This window comes from Flavobacterium alkalisoli (genome assembly GCF_008000935.1).
In the GTDB taxonomy this organism is placed as follows: Bacteria; Bacteroidota; Bacteroidia; order Flavobacteriales; family Flavobacteriaceae; genus Flavobacterium; species Flavobacterium alkalisoli.
The window spans coordinates 2,263,563-2,278,143 of sequence record NZ_CP042831.1; the positions used below are offsets into that span (position 1 = coordinate 2,263,563).

Below are 14,581 nucleotides of genomic sequence, written 5' to 3' on the forward strand. Positions count from 1 at the left end.
AAAAGCCCCACTTTAAGTGGGGCTTTTTTAATTAGGCGTTTGCCGTTTGTGCAGTGCTGTTGTTCCAGTCTATTTTTCGGGAGAAATACATAATTGCCCCCAGTATAAGGAATAAACCAATGCTGCCCACAAGCAATGCATAATCTTCAAGCTGTATTATTACATAGATAAAGGAGTAAAGTGCGCTGAGTGAAATGGCGATAAACAGCGGGAACTTTGCATTTTTAAGTATGGATACAGAATACAGCCCAATCATTACCACTACAGCTACAGCAGCTATTACATACCCCAACATAAAACTGCTGTGCTCTGTAATGGAAATAAGTAAGGTGTAAAACATAATAAGGGCAAGCCCTATCATGCCGTATTGAAAAATATGGATACTTACTTTGCTTATTGTTTGTATAAGGAAGAAAACCAGGAATGTTAAACCGATAACCAAAAACCCATATTTGGCAGCCCTTTCTGATTGCTGGTATTCATCTACCGGAATAATAAACCCGGTTTCAAATGTATAATCGCTAAGGTTAGGGAGTGTACCAAAGTACTGCTGTGTAAATGGCCTGTTTAGGTAAGATATACTCCATTGAGCAGGAAAGCTTTGCCCTTCTACAGTAGCGGTTTTAGGTAAAAAGTTTCCTTTAAAGCTTGGTGAATGCCAGTTAGAATTCATTGTGGCTTCAGTTTGTTTCCCTATAGGTACTATACTTATGTTTTCACTACCATGATATTCAATATCGAAGTTGAATGGGGTTTTTTCGTCCTTGAATAATTCCCTTATATCCATTGGTGAAGTTTCAAGGTCAGAGGTATTAGAGGATGTGCTTAATTGTGCAGTTGGTTCAAACGTAAGTGTTCTATCGCCCACTTTTATATGCACACCACCCTGAATACCTTTTATGTTAGTAGTTTTAATTAGTACTGTTGCCTGATCCCAGTCTATGTTTTGGGCATCAATTTTCTTCGAACTAAAATCAGGAAGGCTGTAGTTTCCTTTAAAGTTTAACTTAGATGTATATACTACAGACTTGTATATGCTTCTCTTTTTACTGTCGGAATCCACATCTACATCTATATTGCTTTTTAGCTCATCAGGAAAGAAATAAGCATATTCCGTATAAGGAGTACGTTGATAAGTTACCTGTTTGGTCTTTTCGTTTTCTACCCTTGTTTCATCGTAAATAGTGTAAGGAACTTTGAGTATAGGGCCATAAAACGATACGCTGCCTCCCCATTTCTGATTAATTTCTTCTACTACTTCTTTCTGTCTTTGTGAGCGCTCAAAAATCAGACTTTTTACAAATTGTAGAGGGATAAGCAATATTAGGGTAAGCAACCCTACCATTATTATTTTTGCCGTGTTAGACTGAAAGAACCCTTGTTTTTCGTTTGTTTCCATAGTGATAATTGTTAGTTATAGTTAAAAAAAGTATATGTAAAGAAATGTAGCTACTGCTATATTGAATGATAGCAAAGCCGTATGTTTCAGTATTGTTTTTCGGTATTGATTGTATAGAATTGAAAAGGTTAAAAAAATGATTAAAACGATACCATTTGATATTGCCATTATACAGATGTAATAAGCCGTACCGGTTGTAAGCTCTATATCCAACAGTTCTATATTTATCTGTTGAAAGAAGCAGAATATATCAAGCAGCAGGGACATTGGTGCCATCACAATTGCAAGAACTACCAGACCTGCCGGCATTTGAAGAAGTATCCTTATATTGCTTGGTATCATTTTATATAGTAGTAAAAGACTCAATTATTATATATATAAGTATGGCTGTAGGAATGTTAATTAGTAGCAATAAGCTTCTAAGTATTAACGTGTTTCGGTTCTCCCTGTAATAACATATATACTGCAGGTTATTTACAAACATTATGAAATTGAATATTGCAGCAGAGGCCATATAGATAAATAGAACTATTAATACTGTAAAGTATTCGGCTAAGAGCGATATGCCCAAGGCAATCAACCCGCTTATAAATGTTATCAGATATACTTTTTTGGTAAGCCTGATAAGATTTTTCGATACTTGGTATATGTCGTATTCCTTTTCCATAATCTTATAGTTTTATAGGGAGAGTTGATGAAAAGTAAATAATGTATATAATAGCCGGAGGTATATTGGCTACAGTGAGTATATACCGCCATAGGCTTGTCGTTGGCCTGTAAAACGACGAGAATATTAAAAGAAATAATACTGCCAGCAAATTAAGTATGGCAACCCCTGAAATAAATCCACCATAGTATTGATTACTAAAACTAACTTTATCGATTTGTAGTGAATAAAATAACAGGGGAGTGCCCATGCTTAAAACTGTGGTAAGGACAGCTACCGGCAGTATTAAAATTATTATGGCTTTAATGGGTGGTTTGGTCATGGTTACTGTATTAAAAAGGCATCTTTTATTTTGTTAACCGGGAGGTGAAGCATTTTAAAGCAGTCCAGGTCATAAAAGCGAAATGCTCTTTTGCCGTCTTTGTATCTTTTATAGAAGTATTGTATATAATGAGGGTACAATAATGTGCCTGTAACTATACTGAAAACAGTTTGCAGGCTTTTGTCTCCGTTGCCAAACAGATAGCAGTACATGGCAACTTCTTCAGTATTGCTAACCTCTTTTGTAATAAGCAGGCGATAGATGTCTTCTTTCTCAGGAATCGGTTCCTGTTCATAGCTGTTGTTGAATAAAAACTTACCTAGCTGATTTCCTAATGTGTCCTGAGGGTAGGTGATAAGGTCTTCCAGAGTCAGGTTTGATTTTGGCCTTTCAAAATGTCTTATTATTGTTGTTACGAGTGTCATAGCTTTTGTTTTTTACTTTGAATTTCAAAGTGTATTGATAAATTTTTTTTAATCTTCTAGATCTGGATGCATAATAAAGGCCAGGAACATGAATATCCCGAAACCAAGTGTCATTCCCCATGATGTTTTACAGTCAGGGTAGGTAGTAAGGCTTTCAAAAACCGATGCTAAAATTTGAAAAGGCCTGTGTAGTACATCCCAGCTGTTGTAGCGTAAAAAGCGACCCAGATAAATACCAAATCCGGTAAGGAAGCTTATTACCAGCATTGCTACCCAAACAGCAAAGTAATTCAACCTAACTGCCAGCATATAAAACATATGCTTCATCGATTTGATGCCGAATAATAATCCACTTAATGAAAAGCTTATCAGTAACAGCACATCAAACCAAACCGGTACAGTGCTTTCCCTTTTTAAGTGGATAAAATCGGTAATGATGTAAGGCGCATTAGGCAGGAACATGAGCCAGGCAAAAAAGAGCAGCCAGAAATACAACTTCTTTTCTATAAGGTGAGGCCTGTCTATCATGTGTCCTGTTAATGCTAATGGTATATAGGCTAAAAAAATATTCCATATCAAAAAGAAATAAAATGCCGAATGTGTTATAACCAACCGGGTTAAAAGGAGGCATACTGCAAAGCATCCCATGGCTATTAATATACCATTGTGCCTAAACTGTTCGTTGATTGCTGTTTTTATTGTTTTCATATTTACTAATTTAAAGTACTTTGAAATTCAAAGTTTAAGTATAAAAAATTTTGCTAGCCTTTTTGTATCAGTTTTTCAAGAGCATCTATATGATCTTTAAAGGCTTTACGGCCTTCTTTAGTAGCTATATAGCGTGTGTTTGGTTTTTTGCCAATAAACTGTTTTTCTATAGTAATGTATTTTTCCCCTTCAAGGGCTTTGGCATGGCTGGCCAGGTTACCATCGGTAACACCTAACAGTTCTTTAAGCGTATTGAAATCGGCATACTCGTTCACCATAAGTATCGACATGATGCCGAGACGTATCCTGTGGTCGAAAGCCTTATTTATATGTTGTAAAATATTCTTCAATCTTATTTTTTTCGGTCATACTTAAAGTGCATGAACGTGCCGTATATTATATGACATACCCCAAAACCTAATGCCCAAAACTCTAGTCCGTATCCCATATATGCAGTAGAGAAGAGGCCGATAACTACTATAATCATACCAAGATAGCGTACATCCCTTACTGTATATTTACTTGCATTGATAAGGCTAAGTCCGTAAAAAATAAGCATTACGGGGGCTATAATTCCATAGTATCCGTTTTTTAACAAAAGTAATCCAAATATGCCTCCCGTGCATAGGGGGATAAGGAAATTTAGTAAAAGCCTTTTAGACGTTGCATTCCACATTGTCTCGCCATCTTTCCTTGTTTTTTTATAGGTAAGGATAATTGCTGTAGTAACCGATAACACAAGAACAGCCAATGCTATAAACACTATCTGCTTAAAGGCATAACTTTCAAGAGTAATATGCTTACGATAGTTTTCATTATAAACCTGTTTAACGGCAAAAGCTCCTGCCAGTGCATAAACACCTGCTAATATTCCCGAAAGTCCGCTTAGTGACAGGAACTGAGAAGATCTGTTCATCATCTCTTTTATGTCCTGTATATCCTTTAAGTAATTATCCATAGTAAAGTACTTTGAAAAACAAAGTAAGTTATAATTTTTCAATCCTGCAATATTTTTTTCAGAAAAAATAAATGATAGGGAAGTGGTATAAAAAAAGCGCCCTATTTAGGGCGCTTTTTGTGTGTTTTTCTTTTTAGATTCTAAAGATGCCGCCTACGGCTACAATTCTTTCAAAGAAAGAAAAATGCTGTGAGGCTCTGTCTGCACCCGAATAGGTCGTACGAATATCATGCATATCTATATAACCGCTTTTAAACTCTCCCTGTATAAAGAAGTATTTAAAGAAGGTAAGGTTAATACCGGCTTTTGCTGCCACGCCATAACCTGATATATGAAAATCATCGTGCCTCTCCATACCAAGTACTTTAGCGTTTGTTTTAGGATATAGAATACCACCGCCTAAACCTTCGGTAACATTAACCTGAAACTTATCGGTGTTGGTTATACCTAAGTATTTAGAGATATCATCAACACGGGCAAATTCTACGTTAACGTAATTTAAACCATCAGTATGTTCAAAGGTTAAAAAATCTTCGGTAAGCGTAATAGGCACATTGTTATAAATACCATTAAAAGCAGCTCCCGGCTGACTTGGGTCCATATCAACATAACCGTTAATGTTTGTTACCTGATTTTGGGTCATAACATATTTCATATGGTCTATACCAAGTGAAATGCTGTAATGATCGCTTATAAAATAACCCACACGCAAATTGGTTTGAGGTATGGTCATTTTGGTTGGGTTTACGTAGTCTACATGCCATCCTTTAGGCTTGTCATGCGCTTCTACATCATTTAGGGTAAAGTTGTACCCGGGTCCGGAAAAATTAATATCAGATTTTGAGTAGGATTCTCTATTTCCTCCCCAAAGGACAAAAAACTTTCCTTTGTTGTGTGCTGTGTATTTTTCAGGGGCATTAGTTGTTTCCTGTGCAAAGGTGTACTGTGAAAAAACACAAAAAGATAGTACAACCAATAAAAATGGTTGTTTCACGATAAAAAATTAAATAAAAAATGTGTTTGTTAAAAGTTATTGATAGTTTTTCTGATCGCTACCAGCTTTTCCATCAAACCTTCAAAATAATCAAGGTGCAGCATATTAGCACCGTCGCTCTTAGCGTTTGCAGGATCAAAGTGTGTCTCAATAAAAATACCGTCTACACCAACAGCAATACCTGCTTTGGCTACGGTTTCAATCATGTCAGGCCTGCCACCGGTCACACCGATAGTTTGATTAGGCTGCTGTAGGGAATGCGTAACATCCAGAACGGTAGTGGCAAACTGTTTCATAGTAGGAATGCCTCTATAATCAACAATCATGTCCTGATAGCCAAACATAGTTCCCCTGTCGGTTACCATTACATTTTCGTTATTACAATCCAACACCTTCTGTACAGCATGTTTCATACTTTCAGGGCTCATAAACTGGCCTTTTTTAAGGTTTACTGTCTTTCCGGTTTCGGCAGCAGCAACCACAAGGTCAGTCTGGCGAACTAAAAAAGCAGGAATCTGCAGTACATCAACATACTCGGCAGCTTTTGCTGCGTCTTCATTTTCGTGAATATCGGTAACGGTTGGAACACCAAAAGTCTGCGATACTTTTTGAAGTATTTTAAGTGCTTTTTCGTCTCCAATTCCCGTAAAGCTGTCAATTCTGGAACGGTTAGCCTTTTTAAACGAGCCTTTAAATACATAAGGTATCTGTAGCCTGTCGGTTACCGAAACAAGTTTTTCAGCTATCCTTAACGCCATTTCTTCACCTTCAATGGCACAAGGGCCTGCAAGAAGGAAAAAGTTGCCGCTATCGGTATGTTTTATCTGAGGTATATTTTGTAAGTTCATAGATACTGTAATTTGTGGTGCAAAGATAAAAAATAAAAGCCTTAGTAGTACACTAAGGCTTTTATGGTTATTTCTGTTCTTTTATGCCAAATCCGGCGGGTGCCATAACTGCACCTTTTTCATAAAGGTTTATGTATATTATTTTAGGCTGGGCAAGTCCTTCCCAGGTCACTTCATAAATATCAAGAAGCCCTGCACCCATATTGTTCCTTTCAGAAGGGAAGGGGCAGCAGCTGTCGGTTTTTGTATAGGTAAGCTTTTCTCCTTTAGGTCCTGTAAGCGCATTAAAAAAGCGCTTTACGTTTATTTCGGCCGTTTGTATGGACATAAAACCGAGATTAACAGGCCAGTCCTGATTGTAACCATACTTGTTATCTTTAGCGGTTTCTGTAATTATAAAAGCCTGCTCTCGGGTAACATTAGGCATCCTGGCGTCGTTGTCAATATTTTTTATGGTGTTTCTGGTACTTATGCACGATGTGGCAAGGGTTAGTACCAGTATAGAGAAAAGTATTTTTTTCATGAGTATAGTTGAAATGCACTTCAAAGTTAAAAGAAATTTTTGTTTCACGTAGTTAACGGAAAGTGTTAATCCTAAATTGCTATTTTTGTAAAAATTTTGAAAAACCACCATTATGTATAGTTTTTATGGTACCTGGCCGTGGTATGTATCCGGTCTTTTAATTGGGGCAGTAATGCTGTCGCTTATTTTGTTTGGAAAAAACTTCGGTATGTCGTCTAACCTGCGCACTATGTGTTCGGCAATGGGGGCAGGAAAAACAGCTGAGTTCTTTAACTTCGACTGGAAATCGCAACGCTGGAACCTTACTGTGGTACTTGGCGCCATGCTGGGCGGATTTATAGCTACACATTACCTAAGTGACGGAAGCGGTGTAAACCTTAATCCGCAAACTCTTGTGGAGCTTAGGCAGATGAATATAGACGAGCCGCAGGGTAAGTTATTACCCGATGCCCTAACAAGCCCGGAAGCTTTACAATCACCTAAAATACTTGCCATACTTTTACTAGGAGGTATACTGGTGGGTTTTGGTACCCGTTATGCTGGAGGATGTACATCCGGACATGCCATATCAGGATTAAGTAATCTGCAAATACCTTCGCTTATTGCAGTTATCGGATTTTTTATAGGTGGCCTTATTATGTCGTGGCTGCTTTTACCATTAATTTTAAACTAAACGAAACATGAAGTTCTTAAAATATTTACTGGTAGGTTTAGTATTTGGTATCGTACTTACAAAATCTGAAGCTGTGTCATGGTACCGTATTTATGAAATGTTCCACTTTCAGTCGTTCCATATGTTTGGGATAATAATGACTGCCGTAGTAGTTGGGGTAGTGGGCATACAAATAATAAAGCGCAACAATGTAAAAGATACGACAGGACAGCCTATTGTAATTGCCGATAAGGAAAAAGGTTTTACCAACTATATGGTAGGGGGTATACTTTTTGGTTTAGGATGGGGACTTATAGGTACCTGCCCGGGCCCTATATTCATACTTATAGGTGCAGGTTTTTACGGAATAGGGGTAGTGCTGCTTGGTGCTCTTGTAGGTACTTACCTTTATGGTGTATTAAGAAATAAATTGCCTCATTAATTAATGTAATTTAAGATTTAAAATAAAAAGCCTTCATTAATGAAGGCTTTTTATTTTAATATAATTGAATCTTTAAGGATATGTTCTATGCTTTTTTTTCTGAGTAATTCTTTGTCTTTAAGTTTGAAATGTTTTAGATAATCACTAAAAGATATCATAACGTCAAATCTATTTTTCGTATTAGAAGTAAATCGATGATAATCTAAAATAAATATATCAAGTTTTTTGATTAATTCATTATAATTTAATAAGTCATCAATATGAATAATGGTTAAAGGATATATTCTTTTTTTTAGATCATACTCAAGTTTATTTAATTCAGTATTAAAATATTCATTTAAAAGTTTATTAAACCCAATAAAGTTTAAAGTGTGGTCGGTAGTTATTAATATTGGAAAGTATTTTGCATTTTTATCTTTTTTCTTCTCGTCAAAGAAAGAATATTTACCTGTTTCTGAATTTAAAATAAAATTGATCAGTTGCTTTACGGCTTTTTTCTTATCTCCTGTTTCATAAAATTTTTCTTTTATCTCTTTTTCAATCAATTCAAAGTCTAAATCTTTTTTATTCTTTATTGAAAGGAATGAGTTTTTACATTCAAACAAGAATAATTTGTTGCCATTTCTAATGTAATAATCAGGAAGAGATATATTATTTATATTCTTTATTTTAAAACTTTTAATGTTTTCTTCTGCGAATTGTATATGCGAGTTTTTAAATACAGCTTTTATTGAATTAATTAATAAATGCTTTTCAATGAATTTTGTATTATATTCTTGATGGAAATTATTTTTGTAAGTGTTTTGGCTTATTTCAATTAGATCATGGTATATTCCGCTGAAAAATTTATTAAGTAAAAAAACTAAGTCAAGAATCAAATATTCTTCTTTGATTTTTAAAATTGGTCTTTTTTGTAGATTTTTTAATTCATTCCACTCGTAGTTTATTTCTTCTCTTTCAGAAAAAAATGTAAGTAAGCTATTATAAGAGGTATCTTCAAAAGTGATTTTATGATGGTCAATAGCAGCTTTGTTTATATCATAAACTTTTTTGAAATAATCATTCCAACCACTTAATCCCATACTTTTAAAATACTCAGTCACCATTTTTGTATAACTTTGATTTTCTCTTAGCCATTTTTCAAATTCAATAAATTTTAATATTTCTGGTATAAAGTGTTGTGAAAAATAATTATTAGATGTCTGTACATGTGTTAAACCCATGAATAGATGTAATCTAACTTCGTTGAATTCATTTAAATTTTCATCATACCATTTTTTAAATACTAAATCTTGTCTTTCTCCAATTTCATCATTTACTAATAGATAAAGTTTTAGTAAATTTTCATTGTTTTCAATGGCATCAATTTTTTTGTTTTCTGTAGATTTTAAATGAAATAATAAAATCTCAATACATCTTAAAGTAGCAAAATGATTAATTATTTTAACTGAGCTAAAGTCTTTATTTAATATTGAGGTAGAATCTACTAAATTATAATAACATTTGGTTATCTTTTTTTTAAGCTCAATATTTGAATTTGTTATCCAATGATGTAAAATAAAAACTAATTCTGAGTCTGACTTAAAATTGATTTTGTATTCATATTTATTAATTATAGCTAGTATTTCTAAAGATTGAAGAATATTTATGTTATTTAATAAGGTCTCAATTTTCGTTTCTTCTTTAAAAACCTGCTTGTAAGATATACGAGATATAAGTTGAGTTTTCAAATTAAAAAGTTTAGTATATAAAGGTAAACAAAAAAGGACGCTATAAGCGTCCTTTTTTTTAACTAACTAACTCAAACATAAACTAAAAAATCAATTTGAATATACCTTAATGTAGTCTATTACATACTCCTGAGGGAAAATGCTGTCGTCTACTTCAGGCCCGCCAAAGTTTCCTCCAACGGCTACATTCACTAAAAAGTAAAAAGGCTGGTTGTAGGGCCAAACCTCCTGGGTTTTGTTTTTCGGTACAAACTTGTAAACCGAATTGCCATCTACAAAAAACTCAATAAAGTCTTCTGTCCAGTCTATTGCATAGGTATGAAAACCCTGCTCTATATCTTTAATTTCTGTTTTCTTTGTATTAATGGTGTTACCATGACTATCCTGTGTATGTAAAGATGTAAAAGCCATATGCGGCTCTTTACCCACATACTCCAAAATGTCAATCTCGCCGGCCATTGGCCAGCCTACTTCACCAATGTTAGAACCTAGCATCCAAAAAGCGGGCCAAATTCCGTTTCCTGTAGGAATTTTTGCTCTTGCTTCTATATAACCGTACTTAAATTCTTTGTTACCCTTTGTGGTTAAGCGGGTTGAGGTATAAGTAGAATCATTTTCTTTTTTTGCGGTAATTATAAGATTACCGTTTTCTACCCTGTGATTGGTTTTGGTATATACCTGGCGCTCATTATTACCCCAGCCACAAATGTTAGGGCAGCCGTCGCCAAGCTCATAATTCCATACTGTTTCGTTAAGGGCAGTACCGTCAAAATTTTCTTCCCACAGCAGTTCGCGCTCATTTTCTTTTTTGCTTTCACTACAGGAAACAAAAGCAGCGGTTATAAGGAAAAGGAATGATAGTTTCTTCATAAATTTTCTAATTAGAATAAGTAAAACCTGCCTCCAGCGATGCTTTAGAGTCTCCGCCTACATAAACCTTAAAGTCTCCCGGCTCAGCCTCCCATCTGTTGTTTGCAGTATAAAATTCAATTGTCTTTTTGTTAATCTCAAAGCTTACGGTCTTTGTCTCTCCGGCTTTAATCTCGGTAAGTTCAAAACCTTTAAGTTCCCTAACCGGCCTTGTTACCGATCCGAATAAATCCTGTAGGTACATTTGCACCACTTCTTTACCATCTGTTTTTCCGGTATTAGTAACATCAATGCTTACGGTTATGTTTCCGTTAGCGTTAAGTGCTTTATTACTAAGCCTTAGGTTACTGTATTTAAAAGTAGTGTAGCTTAAGCCGTAACCAAACGGATATAGCGGGTCGTTGCTCTCATCTGTATAATGCGACCAGAAAACACTGTCTCCGCCATTATAGTTTGGCCTGCCTGTGCTTTTGTGGTTGTAGTATAAAGGCATTTGCCCTACAACTCTGGGAAAGCTCATAGGAAGCTTACCACTTGGGTTATAATCACCATACAATACCTGAGCTATAGCATTACCGCTTTCGGTACCTAAGTGCCAGGCTTCAACAATGGCAGGGATATTTTTATCAGCCCATGTTATGGCGAGCGGCCTGCCATTGGTTAAAACCAGAACAATGTTTGGATTGGTTTTGTGTACTGTTTCCAGCAATTCTTGCTGTACACCCGGTAAACCTAAATCGGTACGGCTTCTTCCTTCGCCTGTCTGCAAACCGTGTTCACCAAGCACCATAATAACCACATCGGCATTTTTAGCAGCATTAACAGCTGCTTCAAACTCGCTTTTGTCGGTCATGTTTATTTTTGTCTCAACGGTAAATGCAGGGGTGCCCAATGCAACATCAGCACCCTTTGCATATACCAGTTCATTGCCTTTGTATTGTTCAAGCCCTTCCATAACCGATACGGCTGTACCATCATCGGCGCCTATTCTCCAGCTTCCAAGCGGACTCGTTTTATCGGTAGCCAGTGCCCCGATAACAGCTATCTTTTGTCCCTGTTTTTTTAAAGGGAGTACATTGTTTTCGTTTTTAAGCAGCACGATGGATTTTTTTGCCATATCCAGCACTCCGTCGTGGAATTCTTTTTTGCCAACAGTGGCTTTTTCACGTGCTTCGTCGCAGTATTTATAAGGGTTGTCAAATAGGCCTAGCTGAAACTTAACCCTAAGTATACGTCGTGCGGCATCGTTTATTTTTTCTTCCGATACTTTTCCTTCTTTAACCAGTTGTGCTAAATATTCTACATAGCCATGAGATTCCATATCCATGTCAGATCCTGCATTGGCAGCAAATTGTGCAGCCTGTTTCAGGTTTTCGGCATAGCCGTGATTAACCATCTCTCCCATAGAACCCCAGTCTGAAACCACAAAACCTTTAAAGTCCCATTCTTTTTTAAGGACTTCTGTTTGCAGGTATGCATTTCCTGTGGCAGGTATTCCGTCAAGATCGTTAAAAGAGTTCATAAATGTAAGTGCCCCTGCATCGGCAGCTGCCTTAAAAGGGGGGAGGATGATGTTGTGTAAGGTGTTTTTATTTACATCTACGGTATTATAGTCTCTACCTGATTCGGCAAATCCATAACCGGCAAAATGCTTAACGCAGGCCGCAACATTTAATTCTCCTAAATCACCCTGAAAGCCTTTTACCCTTGCAACGCCTATAGCGCTACCCAGATAAGTGTCTTCACCAGAGCCTTCCATAACACGCCCCCAGCGGGCATCGCGTGTTACATCTACCATTGGGGCAAACGTCCAGTTAAGTCCCGATGCTGCAGCTTCGGCAGCGGCAATGGCAGCAGAGTTTTCTATAGCTTCCATATCCCAGCTGGCAGCTTCGGCAAGCGGAATAGGGCTTATAGTTTTGTATCCGTGAATAACATCGTAGCCAAAAATAACAGGTATTCGCAGCCTTGTTTCTTCTACGGCAATTTTTTGTAATGCCCTAACGTCTTTTACACCCCTTACATTTAGCATAGAGCCTACCCAGCCTTTTTTAATGTGCTCATATTTTATGGCAGCATCGCCATCTTTAGGAGCAGGGCCGGTAACGTTCCAAAAACCGTTGTACTGGTTCATCTGGCCTATTTTTTCCTCAAGGGTCATTAGGTTAAGAACCGAATCTACTTTGCGGTCTATGGGCAATTGTTTTTCCTTTACGGAAACCATATCCTGTTTAGCAGTACCGCAGCCTATGGCAATAAGGGTGGCTGCCAAAACATATTTTGGTAAATTAAATTTCATTATGAGATTGTATGATTAGTATAAAGAAAGGCCGGCCGTACCGGCCTTTCAGTTACTATGAAGTAAATTAACTATGAAAAAACACTATTGATATACCTTAACATAATCAACTTCCATTGTAGACTGGGTAAAAGAAGAATCTATTTCTCCGCCAAAGTTTCCGCCCATAGCCACATTAAATATCAGGAAGAAATCGCTGTTAAATGGTGTTTCGCTACTGTTAGTAAAACTGTGGAACTCATTACCGTCTACAAAGAATCTTATTTTTGTAGGACTCCATATTGCACTGTAGATGTGGAATTCATCTGAAACTCCTGCTACAGTTGTAGAACCTGTATTGCCATTTCCTCCCGAGTTACCCGGATAGTGAAGCGTACCGTGAATTGTATTTTGCTGGTTGCCCACATGCTCCATGATATCTATTTCACCACAACCTGGCCACACATTTGTAGCATAGTCAGATCCAAGCATCCATAATGCCGGCCATGTACCGCCACCTGTAGGCAGTTTAGCCCTTATTTCTACTTTACCGTAAGTAAAATCAAACTTTCCTTCTGTTTTCATTCTTGCAGAAGTGTAATCAAACCCGTTAGAGTTTTCTGCTTTAGCAGTAATTTTAAGCATTCCGCCTTCTACTACTGCATTGTCTGCAAGGTAATATTGTTGTTCATTGTTACCCCAGCCGTTTGATCCGTTGCCTAGTTCCATAGTCCATTTGCTGGCATCAGGAGCACCGTCTGTATCAAAATCGTCAGACCATACAATAGTATCATAATCAGGCTCTTCGCCTCCGTTACCACCCTGCTCATCAACAGGAGTAGTGGTAAAGATATGGTACCATGCAAGTGCTTCGTTACCACCCATTACGGCTCTAACGTGCATTTCGTTTTCTGTAATAGAAAGTATTTCATAAGTAGAAGTACCTATGTAGTAACCCATAAAGCCACCATCGCTAAAGTCCATAACAGTACCTCTTTTCTGATCATCAGGAACAAGAGAGCTTGATGGGCCTAAGCTTACCACTTTTTGACCTGAAGTATCGTAAGGTGAACACTGGTCTGTTGTAGATGTACTACCACCCACACTGTTAAATGAAGCATTAAAGAAGGTATTACCGCCGTTATCAAGCGTGAATTTTATAATTCCGTTATCAAGCGAGAATGTTAATACGTTTTCATACAAACAGCTGCTGGCAGGATCTCCTGCTTTTTCAAACGGCGCCGCAGCGTAGTAGCTAGGTACTCCTGTATTGTCTGAAGTATCGTTAGGGCCTACACCAAGATGGCCCGGAGCCGCAGCATACCAGTACCATACTTTTGATGTTCCTCCTGTTAGTAACTGTACACCTTCGTCATCAGAGAAGTTACTTAGTACAGTAACCTCAAAACTTGTAGATGTTGTTACACCACCTGTACCGTTAGCAAGTACTGTTACAGTATAAGTGTTTACTCCGTTTTGAGTAAACCTTTTTGATACTATACCCGATGGTGAGTTAGTTGACGATCCGTCGCTGAAAAGGTATTTGTAGCTGATTGCATTATCGGCAGTAGCCGTAAAGTTTACAATACCCGATCCGTCTCCGTCAGGGTTTTCGGCATCCTGGCCTGCAATTTCATAATCAACCGTTAGGTTGGTAGGGGCAGTTATGTCCCCAAAGGTTGCATCGTCTTCCTGACATGCCCATAGCACGGCTACAAAGGCAAACAGAAATCCTAATTTTGTTATATATGTTTTCATAAGCTAT

The 14,581-nt window shown here is 37.1% G+C and carries 16 protein-coding genes; 2 read left to right on the forward strand and 14 right to left on the reverse strand.

Features of this window, described 5'->3' with window-relative positions:
- Positions 1-31: 31 nt before the first annotated feature.
- The 10 genes from creD to FUA48_RS10080 form a co-directional block, all read right to left on the reverse strand.
- Positions 32-1,399 carry a cell envelope integrity protein CreD gene (creD, locus tag FUA48_RS10035; RefSeq protein ID WP_147583406.1) on the reverse strand — a complete coding sequence of 456 codons (1,368 nt, stop codon included), beginning with the start codon at positions 1,397-1,399 and terminating at the stop codon, positions 32-34.
- 21 nt (positions 1,400-1,420) lie between these two features.
- Positions 1,421-1,741: a hypothetical protein gene (locus FUA48_RS10040; RefSeq protein ID WP_147583407.1), complete on the reverse strand. Its 321-nt coding sequence runs from the start codon at positions 1,739-1,741 to the stop codon at positions 1,421-1,423.
- A gap of 1 nt (position 1,742) precedes the next feature.
- Positions 1,743-2,066, reverse strand: coding sequence for a hypothetical protein (locus FUA48_RS10045; RefSeq protein ID WP_147583408.1), 324 nt, complete (start codon positions 2,064-2,066; stop codon positions 1,743-1,745).
- A 324-nt stretch (positions 2,067-2,390) separates the two neighbouring features.
- Positions 2,391-2,813, reverse strand: coding sequence for a hypothetical protein (locus FUA48_RS10050; protein WP_147583409.1), 423 nt, complete (start codon positions 2,811-2,813; stop codon positions 2,391-2,393).
- A gap of 48 nt (positions 2,814-2,861) precedes the next feature.
- Complete coding sequence (locus tag FUA48_RS10055; RefSeq protein ID WP_147583410.1) at positions 2,862-3,521, reverse strand: DUF1361 domain-containing protein; 660 nt, start codon at positions 3,519-3,521, stop codon at positions 2,862-2,864.
- A 53-nt stretch (positions 3,522-3,574) separates the two neighbouring features.
- The gene (locus tag FUA48_RS10060) at positions 3,575-3,871 is read right to left on the reverse strand and encodes a winged helix-turn-helix domain-containing protein (RefSeq protein WP_129750105.1); all 297 of its coding nucleotides are present in this window, start codon (positions 3,869-3,871) and stop codon (positions 3,575-3,577) included.
- A 2-nt stretch (positions 3,872-3,873) separates the two neighbouring features.
- Positions 3,874-4,479 carry a hypothetical protein gene (locus FUA48_RS10065; protein ID WP_147583411.1) on the reverse strand — a complete coding sequence of 202 codons (606 nt, stop codon included), beginning with the start codon at positions 4,477-4,479 and terminating at the stop codon, positions 3,874-3,876.
- Between the two features lie 133 nt (positions 4,480-4,612).
- The gene (locus FUA48_RS10070; protein ID WP_147583412.1) at positions 4,613-5,473 is read right to left on the reverse strand and encodes a hypothetical protein; all 861 of its coding nucleotides are present in this window, start codon (positions 5,471-5,473) and stop codon (positions 4,613-4,615) included.
- A 29-nt stretch (positions 5,474-5,502) separates the two neighbouring features.
- A complete protein-coding gene (kdsA, locus tag FUA48_RS10075) occupies positions 5,503-6,321 on the reverse strand; it encodes a 3-deoxy-8-phosphooctulonate synthase (protein ID WP_129750108.1) in 819 nt (272 codons plus the stop codon).
- A gap of 67 nt (positions 6,322-6,388) precedes the next feature.
- The gene (locus FUA48_RS10080; protein ID WP_147583413.1) at positions 6,389-6,844 is read right to left on the reverse strand and encodes a 2-dehydro-3-deoxyphosphooctonate aldolase; all 456 of its coding nucleotides are present in this window, start codon (positions 6,842-6,844) and stop codon (positions 6,389-6,391) included.
- 112 nt (positions 6,845-6,956) lie between these two features.
- Between FUA48_RS10080 and FUA48_RS10085 the strand changes: the two genes are divergently transcribed.
- Together FUA48_RS10085 and FUA48_RS10090 are read left to right on the forward strand one after the other, a co-directional pair.
- On the forward strand, positions 6,957-7,517 hold the full coding sequence (locus FUA48_RS10085) for a YeeE/YedE family protein (protein WP_147583414.1): 561 nt from the start codon (positions 6,957-6,959) through the stop codon (positions 7,515-7,517).
- Between the two features lie 7 nt (positions 7,518-7,524).
- The gene (locus FUA48_RS10090; RefSeq protein WP_147583415.1) at positions 7,525-7,938 is read left to right on the forward strand and encodes a DUF6691 family protein; all 414 of its coding nucleotides are present in this window, start codon (positions 7,525-7,527) and stop codon (positions 7,936-7,938) included.
- 50 nt (positions 7,939-7,988) lie between these two features.
- Here the strand turns inward: FUA48_RS10090 and FUA48_RS10095 are convergent, their stop codons facing one another.
- The 4 genes from FUA48_RS10095 to FUA48_RS10110 all read right to left on the reverse strand — a co-directional run bounded on the left by FUA48_RS10095 (position 7,989) and on the right by FUA48_RS10110 (position 14,574).
- Positions 7,989-9,668, reverse strand: coding sequence for a hypothetical protein (locus FUA48_RS10095; RefSeq protein ID WP_147583416.1), 1,680 nt, complete (start codon positions 9,666-9,668; stop codon positions 7,989-7,991).
- Positions 9,669-9,758: 90 nt separating this feature from the next.
- The gene (locus FUA48_RS10100) at positions 9,759-10,538 is read right to left on the reverse strand and encodes a glycoside hydrolase family 16 protein (RefSeq protein ID WP_147583417.1); all 780 of its coding nucleotides are present in this window, start codon (positions 10,536-10,538) and stop codon (positions 9,759-9,761) included.
- A 7-nt stretch (positions 10,539-10,545) separates the two neighbouring features.
- Positions 10,546-12,837, reverse strand: a complete 2,292-nt coding sequence (gene bglX, locus FUA48_RS10105; protein WP_147583418.1) for a beta-glucosidase BglX — start codon at positions 12,835-12,837, stop codon at positions 10,546-10,548.
- 84 nt (positions 12,838-12,921) lie between these two features.
- A complete protein-coding gene (locus FUA48_RS10110; RefSeq protein WP_147583419.1) occupies positions 12,922-14,574 on the reverse strand; it encodes a family 16 glycosylhydrolase in 1,653 nt (550 codons plus the stop codon).
- Positions 14,575-14,581 lie beyond the last annotated feature (7 nt).

What these genes read in the sequence shown, in the direction of transcription:
- FUA48_RS10065 (WP_147583411.1), bottom strand. Translation starts at nt 4,479, where the DNA reads ATGGATAATTACTTAAAGGATATACAGGACATAAAAGAGATGATGAAC.
- FUA48_RS10110 (WP_147583419.1), bottom strand. Translation starts at nt 14,574, where the DNA reads ATGAAAACATATATAACAAAATTAGGATTTCTGTTTGCCTTTGTAGCC.
- creD (WP_147583406.1), bottom strand. Translation starts at nt 1,399, where the DNA reads ATGGAAACAAACGAAAAACAAGGGTTCTTTCAGTCTAACACGGCAAAA.
- bglX (WP_147583418.1), bottom strand. Translation starts at nt 12,837, where the DNA reads ATGAAATTTAATTTACCAAAATATGTTTTGGCAGCCACCCTTATTGCC.
- FUA48_RS10050 (WP_147583409.1), bottom strand. Translation starts at nt 2,813, where the DNA reads ATGACACTCGTAACAACAATAATAAGACATTTTGAAAGGCCAAAATCA.
- FUA48_RS10090 (WP_147583415.1), top strand. Translation starts at nt 7,525, where the DNA reads ATGAAGTTCTTAAAATATTTACTGGTAGGTTTAGTATTTGGTATCGTA.
- FUA48_RS10040 (WP_147583407.1), bottom strand. Translation starts at nt 1,741, where the DNA reads ATGATACCAAGCAATATAAGGATACTTCTTCAAATGCCGGCAGGTCTG.
- FUA48_RS10100 (WP_147583417.1), bottom strand. Translation starts at nt 10,538, where the DNA reads ATGAAGAAACTATCATTCCTTTTCCTTATAACCGCTGCTTTTGTTTCC.
- kdsA (WP_129750108.1), bottom strand. Translation starts at nt 6,321, where the DNA reads ATGAACTTACAAAATATACCTCAGATAAAACATACCGATAGCGGCAAC.
- FUA48_RS10085 (WP_147583414.1), top strand. Translation starts at nt 6,957, where the DNA reads ATGTATAGTTTTTATGGTACCTGGCCGTGGTATGTATCCGGTCTTTTA.
- FUA48_RS10080 (WP_147583413.1), bottom strand. Translation starts at nt 6,844, where the DNA reads ATGAAAAAAATACTTTTCTCTATACTGGTACTAACCCTTGCCACATCG.
- FUA48_RS10045 (WP_147583408.1), bottom strand. Translation starts at nt 2,066, where the DNA reads ATGGAAAAGGAATACGACATATACCAAGTATCGAAAAATCTTATCAGG.
- FUA48_RS10055 (WP_147583410.1), bottom strand. Translation starts at nt 3,521, where the DNA reads ATGAAAACAATAAAAACAGCAATCAACGAACAGTTTAGGCACAATGGT.